At 50.1% G+C, this 23652-nt stretch carries 13 protein-coding genes; 4 read left to right on the forward strand and 9 right to left on the reverse strand.

Translation table 11 applies throughout. The features are described 5' to 3' along the window. Nucleotides 1-35 precede the first annotated feature (35 nt). The 4 genes from LA04_RS02605 to dbpB all read left to right on the forward strand — a co-directional run bounded on the left by LA04_RS02605 (nucleotide 36) and on the right by dbpB (nucleotide 5119). On the forward strand, nucleotides 36-1280 hold the full coding sequence (locus tag LA04_RS02605) for a tyrosine-type recombinase/integrase (RefSeq protein WP_047650651.1): 1245 nt from the start codon (nucleotides 36-38) through the stop codon (nucleotides 1278-1280). 434 nt (nucleotides 1281-1714) lie between these two features. Then, on the forward strand, nucleotides 1715-2671 hold the full coding sequence (locus tag LA04_RS23080) for a hypothetical protein (protein WP_235211310.1): 957 nt from the start codon (nucleotides 1715-1717) through the stop codon (nucleotides 2669-2671). 73 nt (nucleotides 2672-2744) lie between these two features. Continuing rightward, nucleotides 2745-3995, forward strand: a complete 1251-nt coding sequence (dpdA, locus tag LA04_RS02615; RefSeq protein WP_047650378.1) for a tRNA-guanine transglycosylase DpdA — start codon at nucleotides 2745-2747, stop codon at nucleotides 3993-3995. Beyond that, entirely contained in the window at nucleotides 3992-5119 is a 1128-nt protein-coding gene (gene dbpB, locus LA04_RS02620) for a DGQHR domain-containing protein DpdB (protein WP_047063873.1), read from the forward strand. The genes dpdA and dbpB overlap by 4 nt, the downstream gene beginning before the upstream one ends. A 23-nt stretch (nucleotides 5120-5142) precedes the next feature. Here dbpB and dpdD read toward each other — a convergent pair whose 3' ends face one another. The 9 genes from dpdD to queD form a co-directional block, all read right to left on the reverse strand. After that, nucleotides 5143-7326 carry a protein DpdD gene (dpdD, locus tag LA04_RS02625; RefSeq protein WP_047650379.1) on the reverse strand — a complete coding sequence of 728 codons (2184 nt, stop codon included), beginning with the start codon at nucleotides 7324-7326 and terminating at the stop codon, nucleotides 5143-5145. Continuing rightward, nucleotides 7319-7849 carry a phospholipase D-like domain-containing protein DpdK gene (gene dpdK, locus LA04_RS02630; RefSeq protein ID WP_047053963.1) on the reverse strand — a complete coding sequence of 177 codons (531 nt, stop codon included), beginning with the start codon at nucleotides 7847-7849 and terminating at the stop codon, nucleotides 7319-7321. The genes dpdD and dpdK overlap by 8 nt, the downstream gene beginning before the upstream one ends. Nucleotides 7850-7860: 11 nt before the next feature. Beyond that, nucleotides 7861-12297: a protein DpdJ gene (gene dpdJ, locus LA04_RS02635; RefSeq protein WP_047650380.1), complete on the reverse strand. Its 4437-nt coding sequence runs from the start codon at nucleotides 12295-12297 to the stop codon at nucleotides 7861-7863. A 3-nt stretch (nucleotides 12298-12300) separates the two neighbouring features. Continuing rightward, nucleotides 12301-13149, reverse strand: coding sequence for a hypothetical protein (locus LA04_RS02640; RefSeq protein ID WP_047650381.1), 849 nt, complete (start codon nucleotides 13147-13149; stop codon nucleotides 12301-12303). After that, nucleotides 13149-16352: a protein DpdH gene (gene dpdH, locus LA04_RS02645; protein ID WP_047650382.1), complete on the reverse strand. Its 3204-nt coding sequence runs from the start codon at nucleotides 16350-16352 to the stop codon at nucleotides 13149-13151. The genes LA04_RS02640 and dpdH overlap by 1 nt, the downstream gene beginning before the upstream one ends. Further along, on the reverse strand, nucleotides 16349-17224 hold the full coding sequence (gene dpdG, locus LA04_RS02650; protein ID WP_047053969.1) for a protein DpdG: 876 nt from the start codon (nucleotides 17222-17224) through the stop codon (nucleotides 16349-16351). Before dpdG ends, dpdH begins: the two co-directional genes overlap by 4 nt. Continuing rightward, nucleotides 17211-19691, reverse strand: a complete 2481-nt coding sequence (gene dpdF / locus LA04_RS02655) for a protein DpdF (RefSeq protein ID WP_047650383.1) — start codon at nucleotides 19689-19691, stop codon at nucleotides 17211-17213. Before dpdF ends, dpdG begins: the two co-directional genes overlap by 14 nt. Next, a complete protein-coding gene (gene dpdE / locus LA04_RS02660) occupies nucleotides 19691-22801 on the reverse strand; it encodes a protein DpdE (RefSeq protein WP_235211311.1) in 3111 nt (1036 codons plus the stop codon). The genes dpdF and dpdE overlap by 1 nt, the downstream gene beginning before the upstream one ends. 437 nt (nucleotides 22802-23238) lie before the next feature. Continuing rightward, complete coding sequence (gene queD / locus LA04_RS02665; protein ID WP_047650385.1) at nucleotides 23239-23601, reverse strand: 6-carboxytetrahydropterin synthase QueD; 363 nt, start codon at nucleotides 23599-23601, stop codon at nucleotides 23239-23241. Between the last annotated feature and the right edge of the window lie 51 nt (nucleotides 23602-23652).

Here is a 23652-nt window from a genome sequence, read left to right on the forward strand (position 1 = left end):
TCGATAATGCTTGTACCAACAGGGAGGGGATAAGCATGGCTCTAACAGATATCAAAGTCAGAACAGCTAAGCCAACAGATAAGCAATATAAGCTGACTGATGGCAACGGTATGCATCTTCTCGTCCATCCCAATGGTTCTAAATACTGGCGTTTGCAATACCGATTTGGCGGAAAGCAAAAAATGCTGGCTTTAGGAGTTTACCCTGACGTATCTCTTGCAGATGCCAGAGCCCGCCGTGATGAAGCTCGTAAGCTTTTGGCAAACAGCATCGATCCGGGAGATAAAAAGAAAAATGATAAGGTTGAGCTGGAAGAAGCGCGTACTTTTGAGCAGCTTGCTATTGAGTGGCATGCCACAAATAAAAAGTGGTCGGAAGAACATAGTCGACGAGTGCTCAAAAGCCTAATGGACAACCTCTTTCCAGCCATAGGTAAGAGGAATATTGCTGATCTCAAAACTCGAGACCTGCTAGCCCCAATCAAAGCGGTAGAGTTGTCGGGGCGACTAGAGGTGGCATCCCGTCTACAGCAGCGCACTACTGCAATTATGAGATATGCCGTTCAGAGTGGTTTACTTGATTACAATCCCGCGCAAGAGATGGTTGGTGCTGTCGCTTCAAGTAACCGTCAGCATAGACCTGCATTAGAGTTGAAACGTATTACCGAACTGCTTCAACGGATTGATAACTATACCGGCAGGCCTCTAACTCGCCTAGCTGTTGAGCTAACCCTTCTTGTTTTCATTCGTTCCAGCGAATTGCGTTTTGCCCGATGGTCTGAGATCGATTTTGAAACATCAATGTGGACGATTCCAGCCGAGCGAGAAGCTATCGAAGGGGTAAAACACTCACAGCGTGGCTCAAAAATGCGCACACCTCATTTGGTGCCGTTATCTCGTCAGGCGTTAGCAATCCTTAAACAGGTACACAAACTTAGTGGCGATCGCGATTTTGTTTTCATTGGCGATCACGACCATCGCAAACCGATGAGTGAGAACACGGTGAACAAGGCGCTGCGCGTTATGGGTTATGACACGAAGGCAGAGGTTTGTGGACATGGTTTCAGAACAATGGCCTGTAGTTCATTGATAGAATCGGGATTGTGGTCGAGGGATGCGGTTGAACGGCAGATGAGCCATATGGAGCGTAACTCTGTACGTGCGGCTTATATTCATAAGGCCGAGCATCTGGATGAGCGCAGACTGATGCTGCAGTGGTGGGCTGATTTTTTGGATGCGAATCGGGAAAAGGAAGTTAGTCCTTATGACTTTGGTAAATAATCTAATTCCTGACGCTTGCTATGCGTGAATTTGAAAAGCCAGCTTGAACTATAACCCATACTTTTTTATAACTGTATTATTCTGGCGACTCAGAGGTGCACTATGAAAACTTTCGATACTCGACTTGCGATGAGCATCGTATCGCACTCAACTGGAGGTTTTAGTTACGAAACTCTTGCTAGGGCATTGATTTCTAGAGATAAAAATGTGAGTCCTGACTTCCTTCTTGAATCATGTCGAGACTTTTGTTTATCTCTTGCGGAAAAAGGCCTTCTGAGACGATGCCAAAGATGTTCTCATTCTCAAGATGAGTATTTCGAGTACATTCCTCACTAACATTCGTCCCTAAAATTTTTTTTTGGGACGAATAACTTCTTTCTTGTCATCCCCCTTTTTCTCCTGTAGCTTGTGCAACAGGATTCGGAGGGGCGATTGTGAGCAACATCAACTTAATAACTACATGTACAAATGGAAAACACTACGGTAGCGAAGATATATTGAGTCTTAGTCAATTTTCATCAGGCCGCATCTCTTCAAGTGTACTCGTCAATTCTTGGTGCAATGCTCTGAATGAAGCTATATCTACATCTGCAACTGTATGTGCAGATGATCTTTATAAAGGTGGGCACTGGGCGACAGCCAAAGCGATCTTAAATGAATATCCTATTGATTTATGGGTGCTTTCTGCTGGACTGGGCCTCCTCCATCACAAAGACAATGTTGTGCCGTATAAAGCGACCTTTGCTGTTGGATATGACGAATCAATACCCTTGTATTCTCAAGAATATGTAGGGAAAAATTTTCATAGAACATGGTGGAAAGAAATAACTAATAGATCTATTTTTAAATCTAAGCATCCTACATCTATTGTAGAACTAATGAAAAAAAATAAAAAAGACTATTATATTGTTTGCGGCTCTCCAGATTATATTAATGCAATTGAATTGGATATTATTAATGGTATTGAGTATTTGGTTGATGCAAAAAAACAACTGCTTATTATAACTTCAAAAAAAATCAATGACAGGTTGACTGCATATCTTTTCAAAACCAACCAAAATATGGCTCAGTGGTTAAGATGTAATATGCTCATGCTTAATATCAGTATGGCAAAATACATTGTGAAGGAATTTACGTCAAAACAACTCAATAATTTAAATGAGTTATCTGAAAAGTTAGTAGAAGAATTAAAGGAGTTACCTGAGCGTGAAGTAAAAAAAGGAATTCGTCGTAACTCTGAGGAAGTTAAGTCTTTCATTTTAAAGCTTATGGAACAAAATCCTGGTATCAGTGCAACACATGCGTTGCGTGAATTTCGTGACTCGGGAAATTCATTTGAGGAAAAACGTTTTCGGGCTGAGTTTAAGGCCCTTAGAGAGGCTAAACCATAATGCTACTTGCCTGGGTTTCATGGTAGAATCCCCCGTTTTTTGAGGCTTAGCAGTGGCGTCACAGGAGAGTAAGTTGTCGAAGCTAAAGTATTTTTTCCCTGATAGTCAGGATTTTATCGATCCCAGTTTTGACTTCTTCCGCGAAACGCGTAACGAACATCGCGTGCGTCAACGTGACGATCATTATCCGCATGAGGTTTTTCCTCATCCTTATGATGGTATGCTGGTTTCTAAAGCTGTAGTAGATGGTCTTGGTGGCGGTGAGAGCAAATATACCCGTGCCCAGCGTTTGCGTTATTTCCGTAATGGAATGAAGCACTTTTTCCGTCTTCCGGAAAATATGGAAACCATGGGTGATTGCGGAGCCTTCACCTATGTTAACCAGGACGTCCCCCCATACCGTGTGGAAGAGGTGATTGAGTTCTACGAAACTTCCCGCTTTAACCATGGCGTTTCTCTCGATCACATTGTCTTTGGCTATGAGAAGCCAGGTGAAGTATTCAGTGGCGAAGTATTGGCTGAATGTCGCCGACGCCAGGATATCACTCTGACCTTGGCTCAAGAGTTTTTAAACAAGTCTCAAAAGTCCTGTTTTACTCCCTTTGGCGTTGCACATGGATGGAGCAAAACTTCCTATCGTCAGTCTGTAGAGGCCCTGCTGGCCATGGGATACAGAAATATCACCATGGGGGGGATGGTGCCGTTGAAAACGGCGCAGATCCTTGAGACTCTCGAAGAGATTAAACCGCTGCTGAAAAGTGATACACGTGTTCACTTGCTTGGCATTGCCCGTCCAGAGAGTTTCGCCGACTTTATCAAGTTTGGTGTGACCAGTATTGACTCAACAACACCGCTGCAGCAAGCCTTCAAAGATCGGAAAAACAACTATCATACGCCTGATGGCCCGGCCTATACCGCTGTGCGTGTCCCTCAGTTTGATGCGAATCCAAGCTTGAGTCGCAAAATAAAATCTGGCGTGATTGATCAGGATATTGCACGACATCTGGAAAAGGATGCCATGACTGCCCTGTTTGAATATGATAAAGGGGCTTTGTCCCTCGAGAAGACTCTTGATGCAGTCCTGGCATATGAACGCCTCCATTCGGGTGAAAAAGAGGCCGATAAAATCCGTGCGGATTATGAGCGTACGCTGGGAGAACGTCCTTGGAAACAATGCCAGTGCAATATTTGCCAGGCCATCGGTATCAACGTCATCATTTTCCGCGGAGCAGAACGTAACCGTCGCCGCGGTTTCCATAATATTCAGGTGTTGTACAACCGTTTACAGCACACATTGTCATTACGCTCAGAGGAACTGTCATGAGTGAATATCGTGTTCCCGCCCTGCGAATCCGACAGGGTGAGGAGAGGCAACTCTATAGCCTTGCGATAGAAGGTAAACAGATCAGCAAAATTGCAGCGATTTCGCGAATTCGTCGCGGTGAAGAGAATTTGGTTGGTTATCAGCGTCCAGAAGTACGTAACCATATTCGCGAAATTCAGCGCTATATTGAGAGTAAAAACCCGATGATACCAAACCCGGTGATTATCGCTTTTGATAAGCGTGTGCGTTTTGAACCGCTTACAGATAATGGCGACATGGGGCATCTGGTGATACCTTTCTCCGAAGATAAGGATTTTGAGAAGCCAGGGTTTATTGTGGATGGTCAACAACGTACTGCTGCTTTGCGAGATGCGGAAATCGACTCGTTTATGATGCCGGTCTCTGCATTTATCGCTAATGATGCAGAAGAACAACGCGAGCAGTTTATGCTGGTTAACTCCACAAAACCGCTGCCCAAAACGTTGTTATACGAACTGGCACCGCATACCCACGGTCGTTTGCCATCCGATCTGCAAATGCGTAAGTTTCCTTCGCTGCTGACTCAACGACTGAACTTCGGGGAAGGTCCACTTGCGGGGCGCATCAAAACGGCAACCAATCCTGATGGGGTTATTGCTGACAACTCGATGATCAAAATGATCGATGCTAGTCTTCGTGAGGGAGCATTGTATCGCTTCCGTGACCCTGCGACAGGGTTGGGGGATGAAGGGAAGATGGTGAAACTGCTGAATAACTTCTGGTCGGCGGTGGAAACCGTGTTTACCGATGACTGGGACAAAAAGCCGCGCTATTCCCGCCTATTACACGGCGTCGGTATTCTTGCACTGGGTAGCCTGATGGATGAAATTGATCAGGTGCATCAGGACTATAAAGGTGAACCTGGCTGGACTGAGATCCCTTCCTATACTCGTTTTGTCGAAGAGTTAAATCGCATCAAGTCGCTTTGTGCATGGAGTAGTGGCGCGTGGAACTTCGGTACGGATATTGATGGTCAGCCTATCGTCCGTAAATGGAATGAACTGCAGAACCTGTCGAAAGATATCTCATTAGTGACGGATTATCTGGTCACAAGTTATATCAAAGCAGCGAACGCCAATATATAAAAAAGGGGCATTTGCCCCTTTTTTTATGCCACTACTGCAGAAACCTGCTGAACGTGCGCAATAAACGCGTTCAGCATTGACCCGGCACCTTTACCTGTAGGGTAGATTAAATCTCTGCGCTGTGCTGAGACCGCGTAAAAGGCCTGATGAGTGGCGCTGCCTGCAGAAAAGATGAAGTAATCAGCCTGTTTTGCTTGATTAATCAACTTGTCGGTTGCAGTGTGCGCATGGCTGATCTCCACTCTGATCCCGGGGAACAGCGTTTCCAGCATCCGTTTCGCGCGTCTTGCCGCGCCTTCTGTCAGGCTATAAATCGCCACTCTGGCTCCGGATAAGTCCGGCAATTCATCTTCTGCATCTGCCGTACAACTATCCTGCTCAGCCGGAAATACGCGCTCTGCACCTTCCCCTAGCACGTCAGTCGCCAAGTTGCGCATCACGGTACGAGTAGTCGGATCTAATCGCGCCCATATTCCGCTCACAAAAGACTGAACGCTGAGCCACAGCGAGGTGAGCGTCGCCCGATCCTGCACCGGAGCATCAAGGAAGAGTTCGATCAACTCGCCCAGCGCTGGCAGGTTGCGGAATGAACTGGCGCGTTCGACGATCAGTTCCAGCATGGCACCGGACTGTTGATACGCTTCCTGGCTAACAGAGCCTTGTAGGAAGCGGTCCGTCACCATTGTGGCCAGCTTGATATCCGCCTGACTGACGCTTTGTTCCATCGCAAGAACATCCAGCCACTTTAGCCACGTAGTGCTACTCAGACTGAACTGATGACGTTCAAGCCATTCAATAAAGGCAGGCATCACGTTACGCAGGATCGGGAACGCGTCTGGTGGAACCTGACTTGATAGTAACTGGAGCATCGTCGCTTCATGGAACGAGTCGGCGGGCCAGTTTTCACTTTCCAGCGCGACCAGTTGCACCAGGCTGTTGCTGTCAACTTCTGACTGACATAGTCGGGAGAAACAGATATCCCAGCCCACGATTTGCGGATTGGTCAGATGGCGGATCTCCTCGATGAGTGTTTTCAGCAGTGGTACCGCCATCGCCTGCTCTATCAACTGCTGATCAAGCGTGTGGAGCGTTTGTGCGTAGCCCGTAATCTCCTCTTGCGTTGCGGTCAGGGAGGTTTGCAGATATGCGGCAAGCTTTTGCAGCGTATCCGGGACCGACGCCGTCGCTGTCGCTGCTGACGGACTCACAACGTAGAACGGCCGACTGGCCCAGGTGTGCAATCCACTCAACCAGTCGGTTTTTAGGAGTTCTGGTAACGCGTTGAGCAGGTCGACTTCGCCAATAAGCATCACGCCGGTGGCCCAGGTTTTCCACGCCGCAAAGTCAGCCTCATCCTGGGATAAAAAAGGCATCTGCGTAAACAGAGGGTGTAGCGCCAGACATTGCGGGCGAAGATCCGCCGGGGAGGCCTGCGGATACCCGTGGATGTCGGGTGTAAAAAAGCGCTGCTGGTATGCTTTCAGCAGCATCCGCATCAGAGTTGTGGGAATGCGTCCCCGAACCAAATCAGCAAGCGAATCGTGATTCAGCAGCGTGTCCCACTTCTCTAACTTACCCGCCTGCTGGAGTTCAAGCAGCATAAGGTTGCGTCGCGAAAGCGCGCCGTTGTTCTTCAGTTCCTGTAGTAAAGCGTCGCTTGTGGCTTCGTCTTTTTGGCTATTCGCCAGAATGAAATCACTCAAGATCCGCCCAAAGGGACGTTTGACCGTGCGTACGATTGATGGCCTATCACGAAACAGGGCGATAACGTCTTTGAGCGCGGCGAAGACCCGCTCTTTTGCTGGTTTATCTTTCTGCTTTGTGGGCAGTAATTCGATCCGGATAAATCCGGCCGGACAGTGCGTCAGCAGAGCCGTTTCAGACAGCGATGTCGCTCCCTGCGCGGGGACGAAAGTCACCCTTCTATCGGCAATAACATCGGCAGACCCCAGCCTGGCATTCAACACATTGCTGAGCTCCAGCGTGGTGCGATCCGTTTCTGCCGCGGCAAAAAATACCCAGCGATGAGCATCGCACCAGGGCAGAATGATCGGCCACTGAGCGTCAGTCGCGCTCTCATAGAGCGGCAGTAAGACGGTTTTTAAGTCCGCAGGGTAGGCGTTTTCAACGTTTTCTAGCAACCTGTCCAGCTTCAGTAAATTTCCGTTGCCAAAGAAGTCACGCACCCATTGAGGAGTATCAGTCATGGGTGTCTCCAAAGGTGTACTGGCCGCTAAATTCAATCAACGCATCTGAAATCACCGTATTATTAGTTGAAAACAGTAGATGCTCATCGTTCAGGTTTGCGCCGCTCCAGGTGTAATTCATGGATCCTTTCAGAAAGAAATGTTTGGTCAGCAACCCCTTGGCGTGCAGGTTCTCGTGATATAGGTATTGCATGTCGTGATCGGGCGATAAGCGCGTCAACAGTCGCTCGATAAAGACCACGCTGCGCGTGTCTTCACGTGTCACGATGCGTAGCGGACAGCCATTGTTGACGGCGGTGGCGAGCAATTCCTGGAAGCTGACCATCCGGGCCCCCCATGAAGGATCAAGAAAACTCCACTGACCGCCCCGGTTATCAATCACGTCAAAGTCGCTCATCCACGGTGAGATCAGCCAGATCGGTTCTGGATAGAGGATCAAGCCACTAAACTGCGCGCTTAGAATTTCCCGCAAATGTCGCTGGCCCAGTGGGCCATGTAGGAAAATTTGTCGTTGTTCTTCCATTTCTGCGTTCCTTACAGCAGCGCTTCGGCCAGTTCAATACGTAACACTAGATTGCCATCCTGATAATCCACGGCGGATTCGCGGGGATAAAGATGCAAACCAAAGTACTCAATCGGGGTCACCTGCACCAGAGAGGTCACTTCCACAATACGATGGCGGGCCTCGCGCGGGATATGCAGTTCTGCAAAGCCGTGTTGGGTAATGGCGTGATGTAACTGCGCTAACCAGTCGTTCTCGCTGATGCTGATGCTGCACGCCGTCTGTTGAAACAGTGAGCTTAGCAGCAGTCGTTCAGTCAGGTTGTTACCGGACTTAAACGGATTGTAATAGCTGAGAACCGACTGACGGATGGCATTGCCGCGCTGCCAGAGCATTCCCTGAATTTTGCAAAAGCGCTCAAAAACTTTAATCACACTGGCGTCAGGCAGTTCTTGCGTCGCTTGGGTATGGGCAAAAATATTCAGAGCGATTTCGTATCCGGCTTTGTCTTCCAGTTCCCGCCATGCGTTGAGATATGCAAGCATCTGCGCATCATGTGACGCCTGGCTGCCCGGACGTAGTACTCGTGTGTGCAGCACCGACATAAAACTGTGACTGAGTGCAAATCCCTGCGCCTTCAACAGCGCTCTGAGGTGGGCGTTAGCCTCACGGCGCTGCGGATGGCTGCTGGCCTTACGTATCGCATTTAAGGCCTCCCGGAGCTCGCTGGAAGAGGGGAGCCGCGAAAGCATTTCGAACAGGTCGTAGTCGATCTGCTCGTAATCGCTGGCGGCAAAACTACGCATAAACAGATTCAGTACGGAGACCGGATCCTGATGAAAAACGTCTTCCAGACGGGTAATGATGCCACAGCCGCCGGGTTCTGATTCGGTCAGCCAGATGTCCAGTACTTCGTCGTTGAGTTCGGTATCCACCACCAGACCGCGTTCATCGACATCCGGCAGCAACAGGTGGCTGGTTTGTTTGACCGCTCCGGCAAGGGTCGTTGTCAGCAGATGCTGTAGCCAGTCCTGAAAATCGACATCATCACTGAGATCCTGAGTCAGGATCGCGCTGTGCCTGTCCACCATTTCCAGAATGTCGGTCTCTTTAAACAGGTTGCGCAAATGTTGCTGCAGTTCCTGGCTTTCGGCGTCGTCTTCACCATCCTCGCTATTTTCAAAGATATTCTCTGCCTGGAAGAGTGTGTCCGCGATATCAGTCAGTCGACGTCGGCCGTCCGGGGTTTTTAATTCCGCGATAGAGTCTGCCAGAGACGACTGTGTGGCCAATTCCCGCGTAACCGCCGCTAGGTAGCACTCGTAGATCCAGTCAGCGGTGAACGTGTCATATTCGAAGCGTGGTTCATGTTTGATCCGATGCTGGAAATAGAGCGTTCGCAGTGCGCGCTGAATGGCCGGGTCATGCCGGAGGCGTTGCAGCAGAGTGGGCGGCAGCGTAAATCTGAGCCGGGTGCCATCCACCCACTGCCGCACGCCAACCCCGACAGGCTCGCCATTGTCGACCCACCTGAAGTTCACATGCGCCTGTTGCTTGGTTTTATTGCGTAATGAGGCTGTTGCGTGGGTGGCGTAACGCGTGACGTCGAGAGGTGTCATGTTCTGGTGGGTAAAGAACGTAATGGAGCGAAGGGTGTCCGTCCACGGGCCGGCAGGAATGGGGAGCGGATCGGCCTGATCGTCTGGGTTAAACCGGGTATGCCAGTACAGTTGCGAGTTGCTTTTCTCGGTGAGATTTTGCTCGAATCGCAGCGCGCGCGTAAGCACCTGCATCGGGCGAATGACCCTAATAGGGGGCTGACCTTCATACTCAATGATACACTCGGGCTGCCAGGTATCGCCGAAAGCCTGCTCAATTTCAAAATCAACATCCGAAACGCAATTCATCGCCGGAACAAAGTTGTTCGGGATAAGCCAGTCTGCTTCATTGTCGGAGTAAACGGCATAGCGCTTGGAAATGCGCCCCGGCGCAAACTCTTTCAGACCCTGAATAAAGGGCAAATGTTCACGTTTCTTGAACTTCCGCTCGAGATGGATCTCCAGTTCCGGCAGATTGAGTTCACTGAATAGCGCTGAAGGAATAAAGGCCGGCAGCGGGGAACGTCCCGTCGAACGGTCTGCCTCCGGTTGGCCCATCCGCGACCATTGGGTGGTGAGTTGTCGTTTTAATGTCGGCAGCAACTCCATCATGATCGAACGGGGCGGCGACCACAGTACACGCTGAAGTTGCTCGTCAGTGATGCGCAGCGCGTAGAACAGATACTTTTCCAACTCCTGCTGCCACGCATGTTGTTCGATCACGGCGGTAATCAGGTGGAACATACGATCAAGATGGTCAAGAGACTCTCGCTTTGTCTGCCGTTTATTCAGCAATGACCAGATATTACTTCCGGGGATCTTCGTGCTCAGCCAGTCAAGTGTCGCCATTGCCGCCTGCATTTTCTGGATATGAATGTTGCCCATCGGCAACGACTGTCCTTTTATCTCTGGATTAATGAGCTCTTCATAGCGTTGATAAACGACGCGGTCGCGGCCAAATTCGGACAGGACTGCGACCATCCACGGACGCATAGTTCTTGAACGACCGGCACGCCCTTTACGCTGCAAATAGGAGGCAACGTTACGTGGCGCTTTATGCTGAATAACCATGCCAACTGAGGGGTCGTTAAAGCCCACCTCCAGCGACGCGGTTGCAATTACCACTTCCGCTCTAGGATCGACCCCGACGTCCTGACTGGACGTTCGGGCAACGATGGCCCGGTCATTTTCGTCAAGTGGGTGACCAATATCCTGCGCGATACGCCAGTTCTGTCCTGCCAGAGTCAGCGTATGGCTGTTTTGCGGTGTTTCCAGACGCTGAGCGGCCAGCGGCGGTTTTGCAACGTATAAGTTTTGACCACGCGACCGCCAGCCTTCGGCGTCACACAGTTGATGATAAAGTCGGTTATTGATATCCAGATCGTCGGTGAAGACGAAGGTTTTTTGCCCCCATGTCCCGCGTGATTTTTTCCTTTTCGTATCCAGAATACGCCGGGCGAGCATGCTGGTCTGGATAGTAGTAGACAGCAGGGCGGTTTGCGAGACCGGATCACCGCGTAATGCCAGCAGATATTCAGCCCCTTCATCTTCCATTTCGTGGAGCTTCGGTTCGATAAGAGCCACATGTTTTTTATGCGCACCTACCAGAGCGGCGAAGAAACGTTCGGCGTCACTTAGCGTTGCCGACAGCCCGACAAAATGGGGGCGGCTGCGTGCAAGTTGCATCCAGCGTCGCAGCAGATAGGCTGTCTGCGCACCGGTATTCCCCACATAGGTGTGTACTTCATCCAGCAGGACTACCGGCGGCGGTGTTACGCCGATGCCAACGCCAAATAGGTGATTCGTTTGGTTATTCCCGAGGTGCTGATTGAGCATTTCGGTGGTAGTAAACAGGATGTCAGGCGGGTTTTTCATCAGCGAGACGCGGGTCAGGATCACTTCGTCACTGTCTACGCTGTGATCGCAGTGGCTACAACGAAGAATCTCTCTTTTCGCTTTGATATCTTCTGCTTTCCAGTGCATTTGCCCCTGACATTTCGGCGTGGTGCAACGGAGTAAATCAAAGGGCATATCCTTGTCTTTATCTTTCGTTGCGTATTGATGGTTGAACGGGGTGTCACCGAAAAAAGAACCAATACGGATCTTGCGTCCTGCCAGTGCTAGGGCCTGACTGTCGAGTTCACGACATTTGCCCCAGGTTTCCATGAACTGATCTTTAAGCAGTTCTTTACGCGGATACAGTGCCAGCGTCCTGACCCGCTGTGCGTTGTCGCGCTGAATATCATTGAGGAGCGAGGTGAGTGCCGGGAGATAGAACGCCAGCGTTTTACCACTCCCCGTACCGGCACAGACAATGGTCCCGGTGGCTTCTTTCGCGTGAGCATGATGACTATGAAAGTGCCAGGCGCGCAAAATACGTTCGGTTGAGCGTTCCTGAAAGCCGGCAATGGAAAAGTCGCCGATCAGTCGGGAAAGCGCCTGGCGTTTAATCTCGTTCATCCACGGGACGTCGACCCATTTGCTCAGCACCGTTTGCGCCGGAAGTTCCCGCTTCGGATAGTTGCGCGGGCGACGGACGAAACGGTAGTCGGCGACAAGCGTCCGGGCTCGCTGAAGCGGCTGATCGCGGAACCATTGACGCTGGTGGCGGAACAGGTAGACCGATTCCGCCATACGCGTGCGGTAGCGCGTCCCCCCTTTGCTGGTCGGGACGCTGAAGAGCATGGCAGCATTCTGCAGTTCTGCCAGTAACGACTCTGCATCTTCGTAGGGCAGGTGCCGGGTAAAGAGTGAGATGATATCGGCATGGGTAAATGCGCCATCCGTATCCCCCCAGACCAGCAGTTCCGCTTCCCGCTCTTCGAGCAGGTCCAGCGCCTGGTGCAAGTGGGACAAATCAGCCGTAGACATAAACTATTTCCTTGTGATCACGAACTCATCCAGCATCTCTTGATCCCTTAACCACTCAAGCACCTCGGGCGTCAGGGCACTTAACGTCGGGCGGAGACTCTGCGGGCCATTAATGCTATTGAAAAATGCTTGCACCACGTCAGGCCAGTCTGTTTTCATCATGCCGCGCAGGGAATACAGTTTTTCGGCGAGCGCTTTGATTTGGTGAATCTTTTCACCGCTTACTGGTTGGCACTGCGTTAAGTTTTCGAAATCCTGACGTCGACGCTCATAGTCGGAGGCGATATCGTCAAATTTGTTCGCATTTTTTTGGAAATTCAGTGTCTTGTCATCGACATGAACCTGCTGATGTAACTCTTCCAACCATGCATCCCAGGCATCTTTCAGTTCTTTGCTCAGGTCCTTGTGTAGGGTGCCGAGTTGGCTGACGCAATGGGTCAAGGAATCATTCTGGATGATGTCGTAAGCGGTAGGTTCCTCTGAAGCGGCCAGCGTCTCATCTAGAGAGTTCTGTGGCGACTCTTCCTGATCTACAAGGTTTTCTTCCTCGCCGGGATTGTTTACCGACTGGTTTTTCAGCCAGCGTCCCCACTGTAACTTGAGACTTTTGACGCTGTTCGCGGCAGCGATCAGTTCGCTACGCTGCTCGTCATTCCAGTTAACCGCAATGCCCCGCGGGAGTTGTTGCTGGGCTGGATATTGCTGTTTAAGCAATGCAAACTTATCGGCAATGGTGTTAGTTTTGCTGCACACCAGATTACATTTATCGATGATTTGTGAGGCCTTACCAGCCTTAACGCTAAGATCGAGTTCTTTTTGCATTTCAGCCAGTTGTTGGCGCAAGGTGGTCATTAATCGGCTCCAGAGGCGATGATATCGCTCACAAGTGTTTTCAGACGGTCATTCACTTTATTCAGAGCAAGAGTCAGTTGCTGGATATCCCCTTTGGCGTTCATCTGCTGGAGTGTGAACGCGATCTTGGGTTGTACCAGTTGCCATTGCGCAAGTACGCTGCTGATTCTTGAAACGTAGTCACCGTCAAGTCGACAGATCTCCAGCCACAATTTCGCACTATCTTTCTGTTTTTCAATGGAAAGTAACGCAATTAAAGTCGCCAAACTCTCCTCGGCGTCGGTTCTGAGGGCTTCAATTTCACCCAGCAGCCACGAAGATGGTTTGTACTGAGCGCTGCCTGTGGGATAGTGCTCGGTCCGCACAGTCTCAATAAACGTCTGCCAGTCGTTCAGTTGGCTGAGGAAATCGTCGCTATCTTTAATGTTGGCAAAGAGATGAACATTTTTTAGCGTGCTGGCAAGTTCCTGTTTGACGGAGAGCGCCGCACGTTCAATTTCCGCACCAAGCGGCTGTTTTAACACTGTTTTCAGCGCGGAATATATTACATCGGCATCCAGCGCACGACTGCTGCCCAAGCCTGAGCCTTGCTCAGTGATGGCAACCTGTTCAAGCCACGCTTTTCTGGCATCATCCCATCCTACGAGCGCCTGCGCCCTAGCTTCGGCGACTCTGGCGCTGGCGTGCGGATGCAGGGTCGCCTCAATCCCTCTGAAACAGATCTCGGAAGGAGAGGTCGTCAGCGTTCGACCGGTACTTTTCCCTTCGGTTCTCCCGACACCTTTCTGGGTGAGGCATAGGGTATTGACGATCTCCGCCGGTTCTTCTTTACCCGTCACCAGGCCAAGCAGCAGAGCTTTTTGCAGATGCTTTTTAAGCGCATCCTGTAAGTTACGCGCCCGGAAGTGATTAATGGCGCTTTCAGTAGCCTGCGGCACCCACCACTGGATGAAGTTTTGATAGCGAGTGTAGTCTTCCTGCGCCTCTGGATAGTTAAAGCCTTGCTTTAAACCGGCGTAATACTGGATACGTAACAGGGCTACCGCAGCGTTATACACATCTACCCGTCGGGAAGGATCGGTCAGGTCCTGCTCAGAGTAAAAGTTCGTAATAATGCTTGAGGGGTCAGACGCCGCTTTTGGCAGTGAAATCAACGTAAAACGACCTTCTTTCAGCGGTGGCCGAGAAGACATACCGAACAACTCTGGCTGTGCATGAATTTCATAACAGGCGTTCAGTGCCGCACGCAAATCACGGGCAACATCCTGCGGCAGAATGACATTGTCATTCACCCATGCACGGACCGCCCTGATAAAGGGTAGTTCGGATTTGGCAGTGTATTTTGCCTCTTCTTTCGGTTTGAATTCCGGATTGTCAATCTTTTTACCCGCCGGCGTACTGCCTATTTTGCCCGCCGTTTCGTGTGCGTTCTTTGTTGCTGGTTCCGCCGACTCCATGGTGGGACCTTTGCCATTCAGTTGCGCTGCTAGTTCATCGAGGCCAAAGGCACTCGCAACGCTGCCCGGCAGTTTTTCGCGTAGTTCATCAAATGAATCAATTCCATATCCCCAGATGGCGGCAAGCGTCACCGAACTGCCAACCCGGTTGACAACTATCTGTGAAATCTTGTCTTCGATCTCGGGAACGGCATGAATTCCAGCGAAATTTGCTGGCGGGAACTGTGTTTTTTCCGCTTCTATTCTGCAATCGCGCAGAATATCTAACAGGATGCGGTTAATGATTGTACGCGGGTTAAAAATCAACTCGCCGCTGCTGTCGCGGCAATGCTTATCCGCCAATGCCAAAATGGCATTGCGGTTATACGGGAAGAGCGGGAATTTCTTATTGGCAGAATAACCAAAATCTTCTAGTGCATTGGGGATCTCATCACTGTGCCAGACAGGTGGCCACTGGGGCTTACCTTGCTCAGGACTGTTTTTTAACTCCTCTGATCCAAAGCGTGCGGCGTTTAGATAGCGACCACAGAGCGAGACAATACGATCTTCGTTATTGTCTTTATCGACGTTCTCGATGACCCACTCGTAGCCAGCACGCGTGATTAACGTTTCCTGGCGGCGTTTATAGCCGGGATAATTGTCGGTGACTGCAATCACTGAGTGGACAGGACAGAGAATTTGCACGCCGCTAGGTGCCGCTTCTTCGATCAGGCTGTCGATCAGGACATCTTCAATGGCGGAGATCGCCGCCATATCTTCTACCAGAATCACCAGACGGCGATTAAGTCGCAGAAACTCCTTGCGGATTTCCTGAAAAAGCTCCTGAAAAGATCCTCCATTGAAGGTGAACAGGCGCTTGAAGAGTGATTTCAGCGAGGTATGCATGGCTTCATTGAGTACGCGCGCTGCACGGGTACGCGCCTCCACTTGGTCTAACTCATGCAGTTGAGAATGGTTAAGATAGCGGCGTGCACGCGCGGACAGATCGTCAGGCTCAAAGACAAAATAGAGATCTTCCGGAAGAAGTTCATATTTATCATGATCTTCTTCTCCTTCTTCCAGACCACTACTCATCCGACTGGCAAGTTTGAAAATACAGTGGCCCGACTTCAGAAGATTCTGTTTGAAGTTGGGGTCGGTGATCAGATCACAGATACCGTTTTCCACCTCTTCAATGATGGCTTCCATATAGGCGAGTCGGTCTGCTGGAATGTCTTTACCTTGTGCCAGCAGCGTTTGACCTTCTTCCATGACCGCTTTTTGCATGTCCTGCAACTGATGGGCCATCATGGTCAACAGTAGATCTGCCAGATCTTTCGCCGGATACTGTTCTGTTACTTCATTAACGCGCATGCGTGCGTTGTCGAAAAATTCCCCCGTCAAGTTTTTCAGGATGCGTAAAAGCACCTGTCGTAGACTGGAGTTTTTGGGTATCCGGACAATTTCCCATTGCTCGCTCTGGTCGTTTTCCGCCAGGTACATGTTGAACCGGCAGTCTAACCAGCGCACCAGATGTGATTTCCCCATCCCCGAGCGGCCAATCAGTGGGATGGCGCGCTCCGTATGAAGTAACTGCTGGAACAGGTCTTCGTCACGTAATATTTTATGATTTTCATTGACGTCGCGTCGGGTCAGTAGCATCGGTTCATGCACGGCCAGAAGCACATGATCCTCTAATTCTTCTGCTTCATTGCGAATGCATTGGACGATATTTTTCCTGGATGGCCAGTACTCCATCATGCTCATTCTGCATCCTCCCTTAGCGTGATTTGGCTAACCCGGCGAATTTTACCGCCAGGTAAGTGGAGTGATAAGGCGTCTTTATCATCACTGCCGATGGCGAGGATAATGCGCTTACTGATTTCAAGTCGTTGCAGCGCAACGGATGTGCTGGTGCAGATATTGTCACCTTCCGGCGCGACCCAGTCTTTTTCCTGCTGCATCACGTCATGAACGGAGTTTCTGAACTGGCCCCCGTCCATCATTGGCATGACCTCCGCCATGTTTGCCATAAAGATTTTGGCGGGAAGGGTACGCGTATCGTCAAAGATCTCCGGCAGAAAATATTGAATGGCCCGGGTAGGGTCGGTGACATAATTTCCGTCCGGCATTAACTCGAGAAAACCGAGAAAACGACCAAATTCTCTCACTAGTTTTTCGGTATTGGTATTGATGGTTTCGCCGGGTAACCATTTATGCACTTTGTTGGTGATGATCGTAGGGGAGAGAGGTTCCAGGCCCCCGAGCGAGTGTTGCTGAAGGCTCAACAGGCAACTCAGTACCCGCCACAGCGGTTCGCATTCATTCCCACTGGCAACGCCGTTTTCACGACAAGCATCAATCGTACAGGCAAGCAACCGATGCGCCAACGGACGCACACCTGCTTCAAGCGGTAACATCTTTCCGTCGAGCATCGGCCAGAGTCCCAGATTGCACCAGAAGCTCAGGTTCTCTTTTAATTTTCCCCATGCGTTATCGTTAGTGGGCAGGTTATCAGGACGATAACGGGCGAGCAGCGTGTCCTGAGACAACGGTTCCTGTGCGCTTTGCAGAACGCGTTCAATCAAAGGAAGCAGTATCAGGCCGCTTCCTGGGTTTGCGTTGTTAATTATTGACATGTTTTAGTTGCCTGATAAAAGTGTCCAGCGACAGCGCATTAGCGGCGCTTGCACACCATGTTCGATGTGGGAACTGAGGATCGGCGAGATGCTCAGGTGCAATAATAATTCGCTCAAAGCGCGTCATGGGTAGGTCTGGGAATGCATTGGCCGTGTTAGGGATGATCACGATCTCTGGTCCATCCGATGCAGGTGCTGTCATTTTCTGTGCGCTCCAGAAATGCGAAAGCGAATCCAGGTTGTTCTCTAGTTGCAGGAACACTGGCCTGTCTGCACGAATAAACACGTATTCGCCAGAGGTGATCAGCGACCGCAACGTCACACGAAGTTCCATCAACAACGAATGTAACTTCATATTTTCGTTGTAATAAACTTTCTTTTCCGCACCTACGAAGAGTGCTTTTTTCTTCGGCTCGGAACGTAAAATTTGTACATCTGTGCCCACGGTGGGCGAAAACGCTCCTTTCCCTTTCTGGCGACATCCCGGACAACCTCCACAGGTTAACTCGGGAGGATGGCTCTGATATTCATAGAATTTCTGCAGAATTTTACACAGTGGTTTGCCAGGATCCTCCAACCACATTTCCATTACCGTAAAGGCTGCCCGGCGGTTATTCAACTCGGACTGGCGGATCTTCTCCACATGGGTGTTCCAGTGCGCTTCTGAATAATGCGCATCGTCACAGTGACGGATATGAACGTGGTTATAGTAGCTTTCGAACCATTCAATCAGTTGCGTGTTGTTGTCATCCAGATTATCTCGCAGGTCGTCAGGAATTTTCGGATCAGCAAAGACCAGTTTGATGAGTCCGGCTCTTTGCATTAACAGCAATGTCCGACGGTTCCAGGCTTCGTTTTTATCGCCTTGGTGATCAATATGAACGGGCTTGGTGTTCAATGAAATCATGTAGTCAGCGATCGGGCTTTTCTTACGATCGTCAAACATTGCTTTCCAGCGGGCAAAACCTTTTTCTACGCCAATCAGCGTCTCAACGGCCAGCGATTTTGCCGTTTTCATTTGCGCCTTATGCCATACCAGATGCACCTGGCAGGATCTGCCGTCACGCCCAGCACGCCCGCAGTCCTGGTAATAGCGGTCGATATTTTCCGGAATGGCAGCATGAATGATGCTGCGGATTTCCTTTTTATTCATCCCTACCCCAAAGGCAGAGGTAGCGACCATGATATCGAGCTGGTCATTTTTCCATTTTGAAATCAATTTCTTGCGATTGTTTGTGTCAATTTGACCGTGGAACATGCCGGTTCGCCAGTAGCCCAGTTCGTTCAGACGGGCAGACCACATTTCCGCATCTGTGCGGGTAGTGCAATACAAAATCAGCGGGCGGGGTAAGGTCATCAGAAGCTGTTCGACCCGCTGACGATGCGCGTTTTCATTTGCCTCATGATGCACAAAATATTCCGGCTCCGGGCGTAGGAAATTAGCTGACACTTCAATCAGTTCGCTGTTTTCATCATGGAACTGCTCGACCAGAATGTCCCGGGTGCTTTTGCTGTAAGTCGCCGAAAGTAGCAGCGTACGAAAACGGCATTTTCCTAGGGCTTTCAGTGAGCGAATCATAGGGGCAATCAGCTGAAAGTCAGGGCGGAACTCTGCGCCCCATTGATCGATCAAATGCGCTTCGTCGATGACGATCGCGCCAATCATATTCAGTCTGGAAAGCTCAAACAGCACCGGAACCAAAGAAGAGCGAACGGATTCCGGGGAACAGAAGAGCACACGCTGTGTCCCCGCTTTGATTCTTTCCTTAATTGCCTGACGCGAGGGCTGATCTTGTCCTCCGATCCAAGCATAACTTCCACCATGATCTTGGCCGGTGCCGCGAAGCAGTTTTTGCATGTCGTCAGCCTGCTCAATTGCGAGGGCGACGGTGGGGACGATCACCAGCGTGAGGGTGTTTGTCGGTGCGCTGAGCGCCTGGAGTTGGGTGAGCAGACTTTTACCGCAACTGGTGGGCAGATTCACCAGCAATGTACAGTTATTATCAGACGTTAGCAGCGTCCGGATGGCGGCCTGTTGACCGAATCCCTGATAGTGAGTCAGCCAGGGCTCCTCGGGTAACAGGCGCTTCAGTGCCGGATCGGTCTCGGGGCGCAGCAAGTTCCTGCGGATCTTACGCTGATAGGTGGCTCTGGTCAGCGCCAGGTCCGCCTCTTCAGCCAGTTGAATTTGTTGCGCGGCAGGCGACTTTGTCATGCCCCACTCAGGCGCCGGAGCGTCGGTCAGTTCCGGCGGCAGGGGTAGCCACGGCGCGCTAATACCACTTGCGTGAGCGGCACGTAACGCATCGGCGTAGCCGGCAAAAATGTCACCATGACCTGCCGAGGCATCGGTGATGATCTGAATCAGTCTGTTCAGAAACTGATTTTCGATGCCGTCCTTAAAGGTGACCCCTTGACTAAAACAGGTGGTTAGCGCCTGCTGCAGGCGTGACCATTCCTCTTCCATCAGACGATTTCCTCCAGTAGATTTCTGCTGCACACCACCACGGCTTTGACGGCCATTAACTGGAGTCTGGCTTGTTCGCCGAAGGTTGCCTGTTGTTGTTCCCGGTCACTGGCATAGACTCGTTCCACCATCTCTTTCCAGGTGTCCGGTGAGACAAGCTCTTCAATTTCTTGCCAGAGATTAGGGCGCAGATTCATATCTGCATAGAATTTCTGCGATGTTTCATGTTTGGCGTACTCGCTATTGAGCAGTTCCAGCAACTGCGGATTCGTCACCGGTGTACCCTTAGAGGACAGCCAGTGTTGCACAATACGCGGCGGGTACAACTCGTCTGCGATACGGCGTTGGGCGTAGGTGTCCTGCGTCTGGCGATGGGTGACAAGCCAGGTAGACTGGAAGAAGTAATTGGGCTCATTCAATGGCTTTGGGAGCACCCGCAGTACCGCCATGGAACTGCCCCGGGCATCCTGGTTTAACAGTTGCCAGATCGTATCGACAAATGGCTGCCCATAACGCAGCGGATAAACGGTTGTTCCGTCGATCGCCGGAATGCGTTCAGCGCTCATCAGATGCGTTGACGGTGGGTTACCCCCTTCTTTATCGAAGCTGAGCATGCAGGTGGTGAGAAAGGTTTTAAAATCGACCAGCGTCCCTGTGCTGCGGCCAGAGAGTTCGAACTGAAACTTGATACCTTTTTCTGCGGTGCCGGTGGCGCGAAAACGCAGCGCACGCGTGATCCAACTTGTCAGCGTATTACACTGCGCTACTGCAAGATGATCGTCAGCGCTTATCTGTTGCGCAAAAATCGCCGCCTCTGCAATCTCGTCATCCATCGCCAGCAGCTTTTCCTGCATGTTAATTTTATGCGTTTCATTGGCCAGAATGCCCTGTTCGCCAGGGAATTCGCTGGCAATACGTTCAAGGGCCACCGGACCTTCTTGGTAGACATTTTGCCACGCATTTTCCAGATAATCGTCGAGGACGAACTGGAGGCTGGCGATGGTGTTATTAAATACGCCAATGCTGTCTTTCAGAATGCTGGCCCACACGTTGCGTAATCCGCGGTCGGCATGATTTTTCAGGATCAGACTCTGGACGGGTTTTACGCCTTTCAGGTTTGCACTGTACCTGTTCAGACGACCAAGGCGCTGTTCAATACGGCTACAAGAGCGCGGTAAACCGTAGTGAACGGCCAGTCGCAGACCTCCATGGAGATTCAGACCATCTTCGCCGCTTTTATCGCAGATCAGGATCCGAATGGGGCTGCCGGGTTTCAGGTACATCAGGGGTTGACCCGGTTGATAGCGCTCCAGGGGGTACTCCAGCAGCAGTTCGAGCTTTATTGCCAAGTGCTGGGCAAGATCCGGACGATCGCAGAAGACGATGGCTTTTCCTGTTGAATTCTTTTGCAGCCACTCATTCAGGGTGATGGCAAGCTTGTTATCAATGGCCTGAAGTTCATTTTTTGCAGTTGAAACAATGTGTTCTAACAGATCTCGTTCTTCCTGAGTGCGTTCCGCTTCACCCAAATGTACTTTAGCGCGTTGCATGACACAGAGTGGGCTGGATAGGAGATCGTCAATCCAGAAGAGGTACGTGTCTTCACTCATTGCCCACTGCGTATTCTGCGGCAGTAAAGATAATGAACGATACTCATCAATCAGTTCGTCTAACGCTAACCCATCGCAATACCAGCGGCACTCTGCTGCTCCATTTAGCCCTGGAAACAGAAGGTTTAGGTTGAGGTTTTTCGTTTCATCGAAGCTGAGTGAAACCTGACGGCGGTTACGCAACAGTCGATGATGAATGCGATAGTTTTCCCCTAGGTGCCGGCGAATATCCCGGATCCTTTCTTCACGCTCCGGGGTATTGGGGGAGAACGTCCCAATAAGCGGGATGAGTTGCTGGCAGAGTGTCATCAGAACAGTATCTTCTGGGAACTGCTGCTGCAGTGTTTCCAGATTACGGCGTAAGCTGACGTTTGAGACGGAAGGTACTAACCCCGAGAAGATCCCGCCGAGGTTTTCACGATTTTTGACCAGTTCGGTAAAGTATTGCAGATGGGTCTCATCCACTTGGTAGGATTCGGGATTAATACAGTGCAGCATCGACAAGAAGTTCCTTTCATGCCCATGCAGAGGGGTCCCCGTGAGTAACAGAACGTAGTGGGCTTTCCGGCAACCCTCAGCGATCAGGTTGAAGTCATAACGTTCATCTTTATCTCCTGACCACGGCCAAGAGGCAATCTGGTGGACCTCATCGACCGCGATAAGCGAAGGGGTGAATCCCCGTTCAATCAGGGTACAGGCATCGCAATGGGTGCAAATCACGATGCCTTCTGTGACCTCATTTTGTCGCAAACCTGCGAGGGCCGTCGAGGCATCAATAATAAGTTGTTTCAGTTGAAAGCGTTCACCCAGTTCTTCCCGCCACTGGTTAACGAGCGGTGCCGGAACCGCAATAAGCATGCTGACGTGGCCAGTTGCTTCTAACGCGTGTTCACGGACGACCATTCCGGCTTCGATGGTTTTCCCCAGACCAACCTCATCGGCCAGAATATATTTAGGGTTTTTATCCTGAAGCACACGGCGTACCACTGCCAACTGGTGGGGCTCAAGTTCAACGGCGCTACTGGAAATAGATGCCATCGCCCGGCAGGCAGCACGTTGTTGGATGTAAGTTTCAATAAAGGCTTGGCGGTGAGGGAAAAAGAACGGCGCGTCATTAGCTTGGTGGGCAAGGAAATCTGCAGGGTTTACTGGGGTATCCGGCGCTTTGTTCAGAACAAAAATTTCGTCGATTGTCAGCGTCGTACTTTCATCTTCGCGAAAGATGACGAGAAAATCCCCTTTGGGGCGCGAACCGCCAAATCGGGCTCTAGCCCATCGTTGGCTTTGTGGTTCAATGCAATAAATTACCGTCTCTTCGTGCGGGATTGTCGGGGTGAGTTGTTCTAAAGGAACTTTCGTTTGCCGTGCATAAGGTTGAGTCGGTGACTCAAAAAAAGCAACTATTGCATTGTTTGCGTCAATATCAATGCTGACGACTTTTCCGATGCCCTCAAAATGCTCAGAAATAACCAGCGACCCAATAGGTAATATGCTCATCATCACAATCCTTGAAATTGTCTTCGCATGTATGATATGTGCGAAAAATGGACAGTCATGGGGTGAAGTAAGCGGTTTCCATGTCTGAACGACACACACATAGAGAAGCAAAAGTTCAGTCGATAGTGACAGGATACTGAGATAAATCCCATATTCAAGTGAAAAAAATCAAAGTTTTTAGTAAGTTCACAGATAACAAATTGATGTGATTAATTCACTTTGGGATGATTGATTTGTATAGAGAAAATCCCTTTTTCAACTGCTATTTTTTAGTGTTGACAGTATTAAGTTTGAGTTAAGGTAAGTTAAATTGAATCGATGAAAACTAGATGGTTAATTTATTGCGATATATTAAATATTTTTGTTGCATTAGTTAAATATAACAATAAATTTTAATAAGGCTAGGTAGCCAATATAAATTTGGCTACCGAGGTAAATTATTATTCACCGTGATAAATACAGCCTGCAGAGCATGTCTCTTTAACGACGACTGCGCTAAGGATTGGGAGTTGCGGCTTAATCTGATTCCAAATCCATTCAGCAAGCACTTCGCTGGTGGGATTCTCCAATCCAGGAATATCATTGAGATAGTAATGATCCAGGCGATCTAGCGTCGGTTTGAAAATGGCCTTGAGTTCAGCGAAATCAATAATCCAGCCCGTGTGTTTATCAACTTCACCGGTAATCTCAAGGCGCACGACAAAGGAGTGTCCGTGTAAGCGACCACATTTATGACCGTCCGGTACATTGGGGAGACGGTGCGCGGCTTCAAAGGTGAAATCTTTGTATAACGTAGTTTTCATGGTGACCTCATTTTTTTGTTATACAGTAACAATAACAGCTAGGATTTCCTA

It is taken from the genome of Enterobacter sp. UCD-UG_FMILLET (assembly GCF_000762975.1).
Classification (GTDB): domain Bacteria; phylum Pseudomonadota; class Gammaproteobacteria; order Enterobacterales; family Enterobacteriaceae; genus Enterobacter; species Enterobacter dykesii.

Coding starts and splice junctions, on each gene's coding strand:
- dbpB (WP_047063873.1), top strand. CDS start 3,992: ATGAGTGAATATCGTGTTCCCGCCCTGCGAATCCGACAGGGTGAGGAG.
- dpdJ (WP_047650380.1), bottom strand. CDS start 12,297: ATGTCTACGGCTGATTTGTCCCACTTGCACCAGGCGCTGGACCTGCTC.
- dpdF (WP_047650383.1), bottom strand. CDS start 19,691: ATGGAAGAGGAATGGTCACGCCTGCAGCAGGCGCTAACCACCTGTTTT.
- dpdH (WP_047650382.1), bottom strand. CDS start 16,352: ATGAGCATGATGGAGTACTGGCCATCCAGGAAAAATATCGTCCAATGC.
- LA04_RS02605 (WP_047650651.1), top strand. CDS start 36: ATGGCTCTAACAGATATCAAAGTCAGAACAGCTAAGCCAACAGATAAG.
- dpdD (WP_047650379.1), bottom strand. CDS start 7,326: ATGACTGATACTCCTCAATGGGTGCGTGACTTCTTTGGCAACGGAAAT.
- dpdK (WP_047053963.1), bottom strand. CDS start 7,849: ATGGAAGAACAACGACAAATTTTCCTACATGGCCCACTGGGCCAGCGA.
- queD (WP_047650385.1), bottom strand. CDS start 23,601: ATGAAAACTACGTTATACAAAGATTTCACCTTTGAAGCCGCGCACCGT.
- LA04_RS02640 (WP_047650381.1), bottom strand. CDS start 13,149: ATGACCACCTTGCGCCAACAACTGGCTGAAATGCAAAAAGAACTCGAT.
- dpdE (WP_235211311.1), bottom strand. CDS start 22,801: ATGATGAGCATATTACCTATTGGGTCGCTGGTTATTTCTGAGCATTTT.
- dpdG (WP_047053969.1), bottom strand. CDS start 17,224: ATGTCAATAATTAACAACGCAAACCCAGGAAGCGGCCTGATACTGCTT.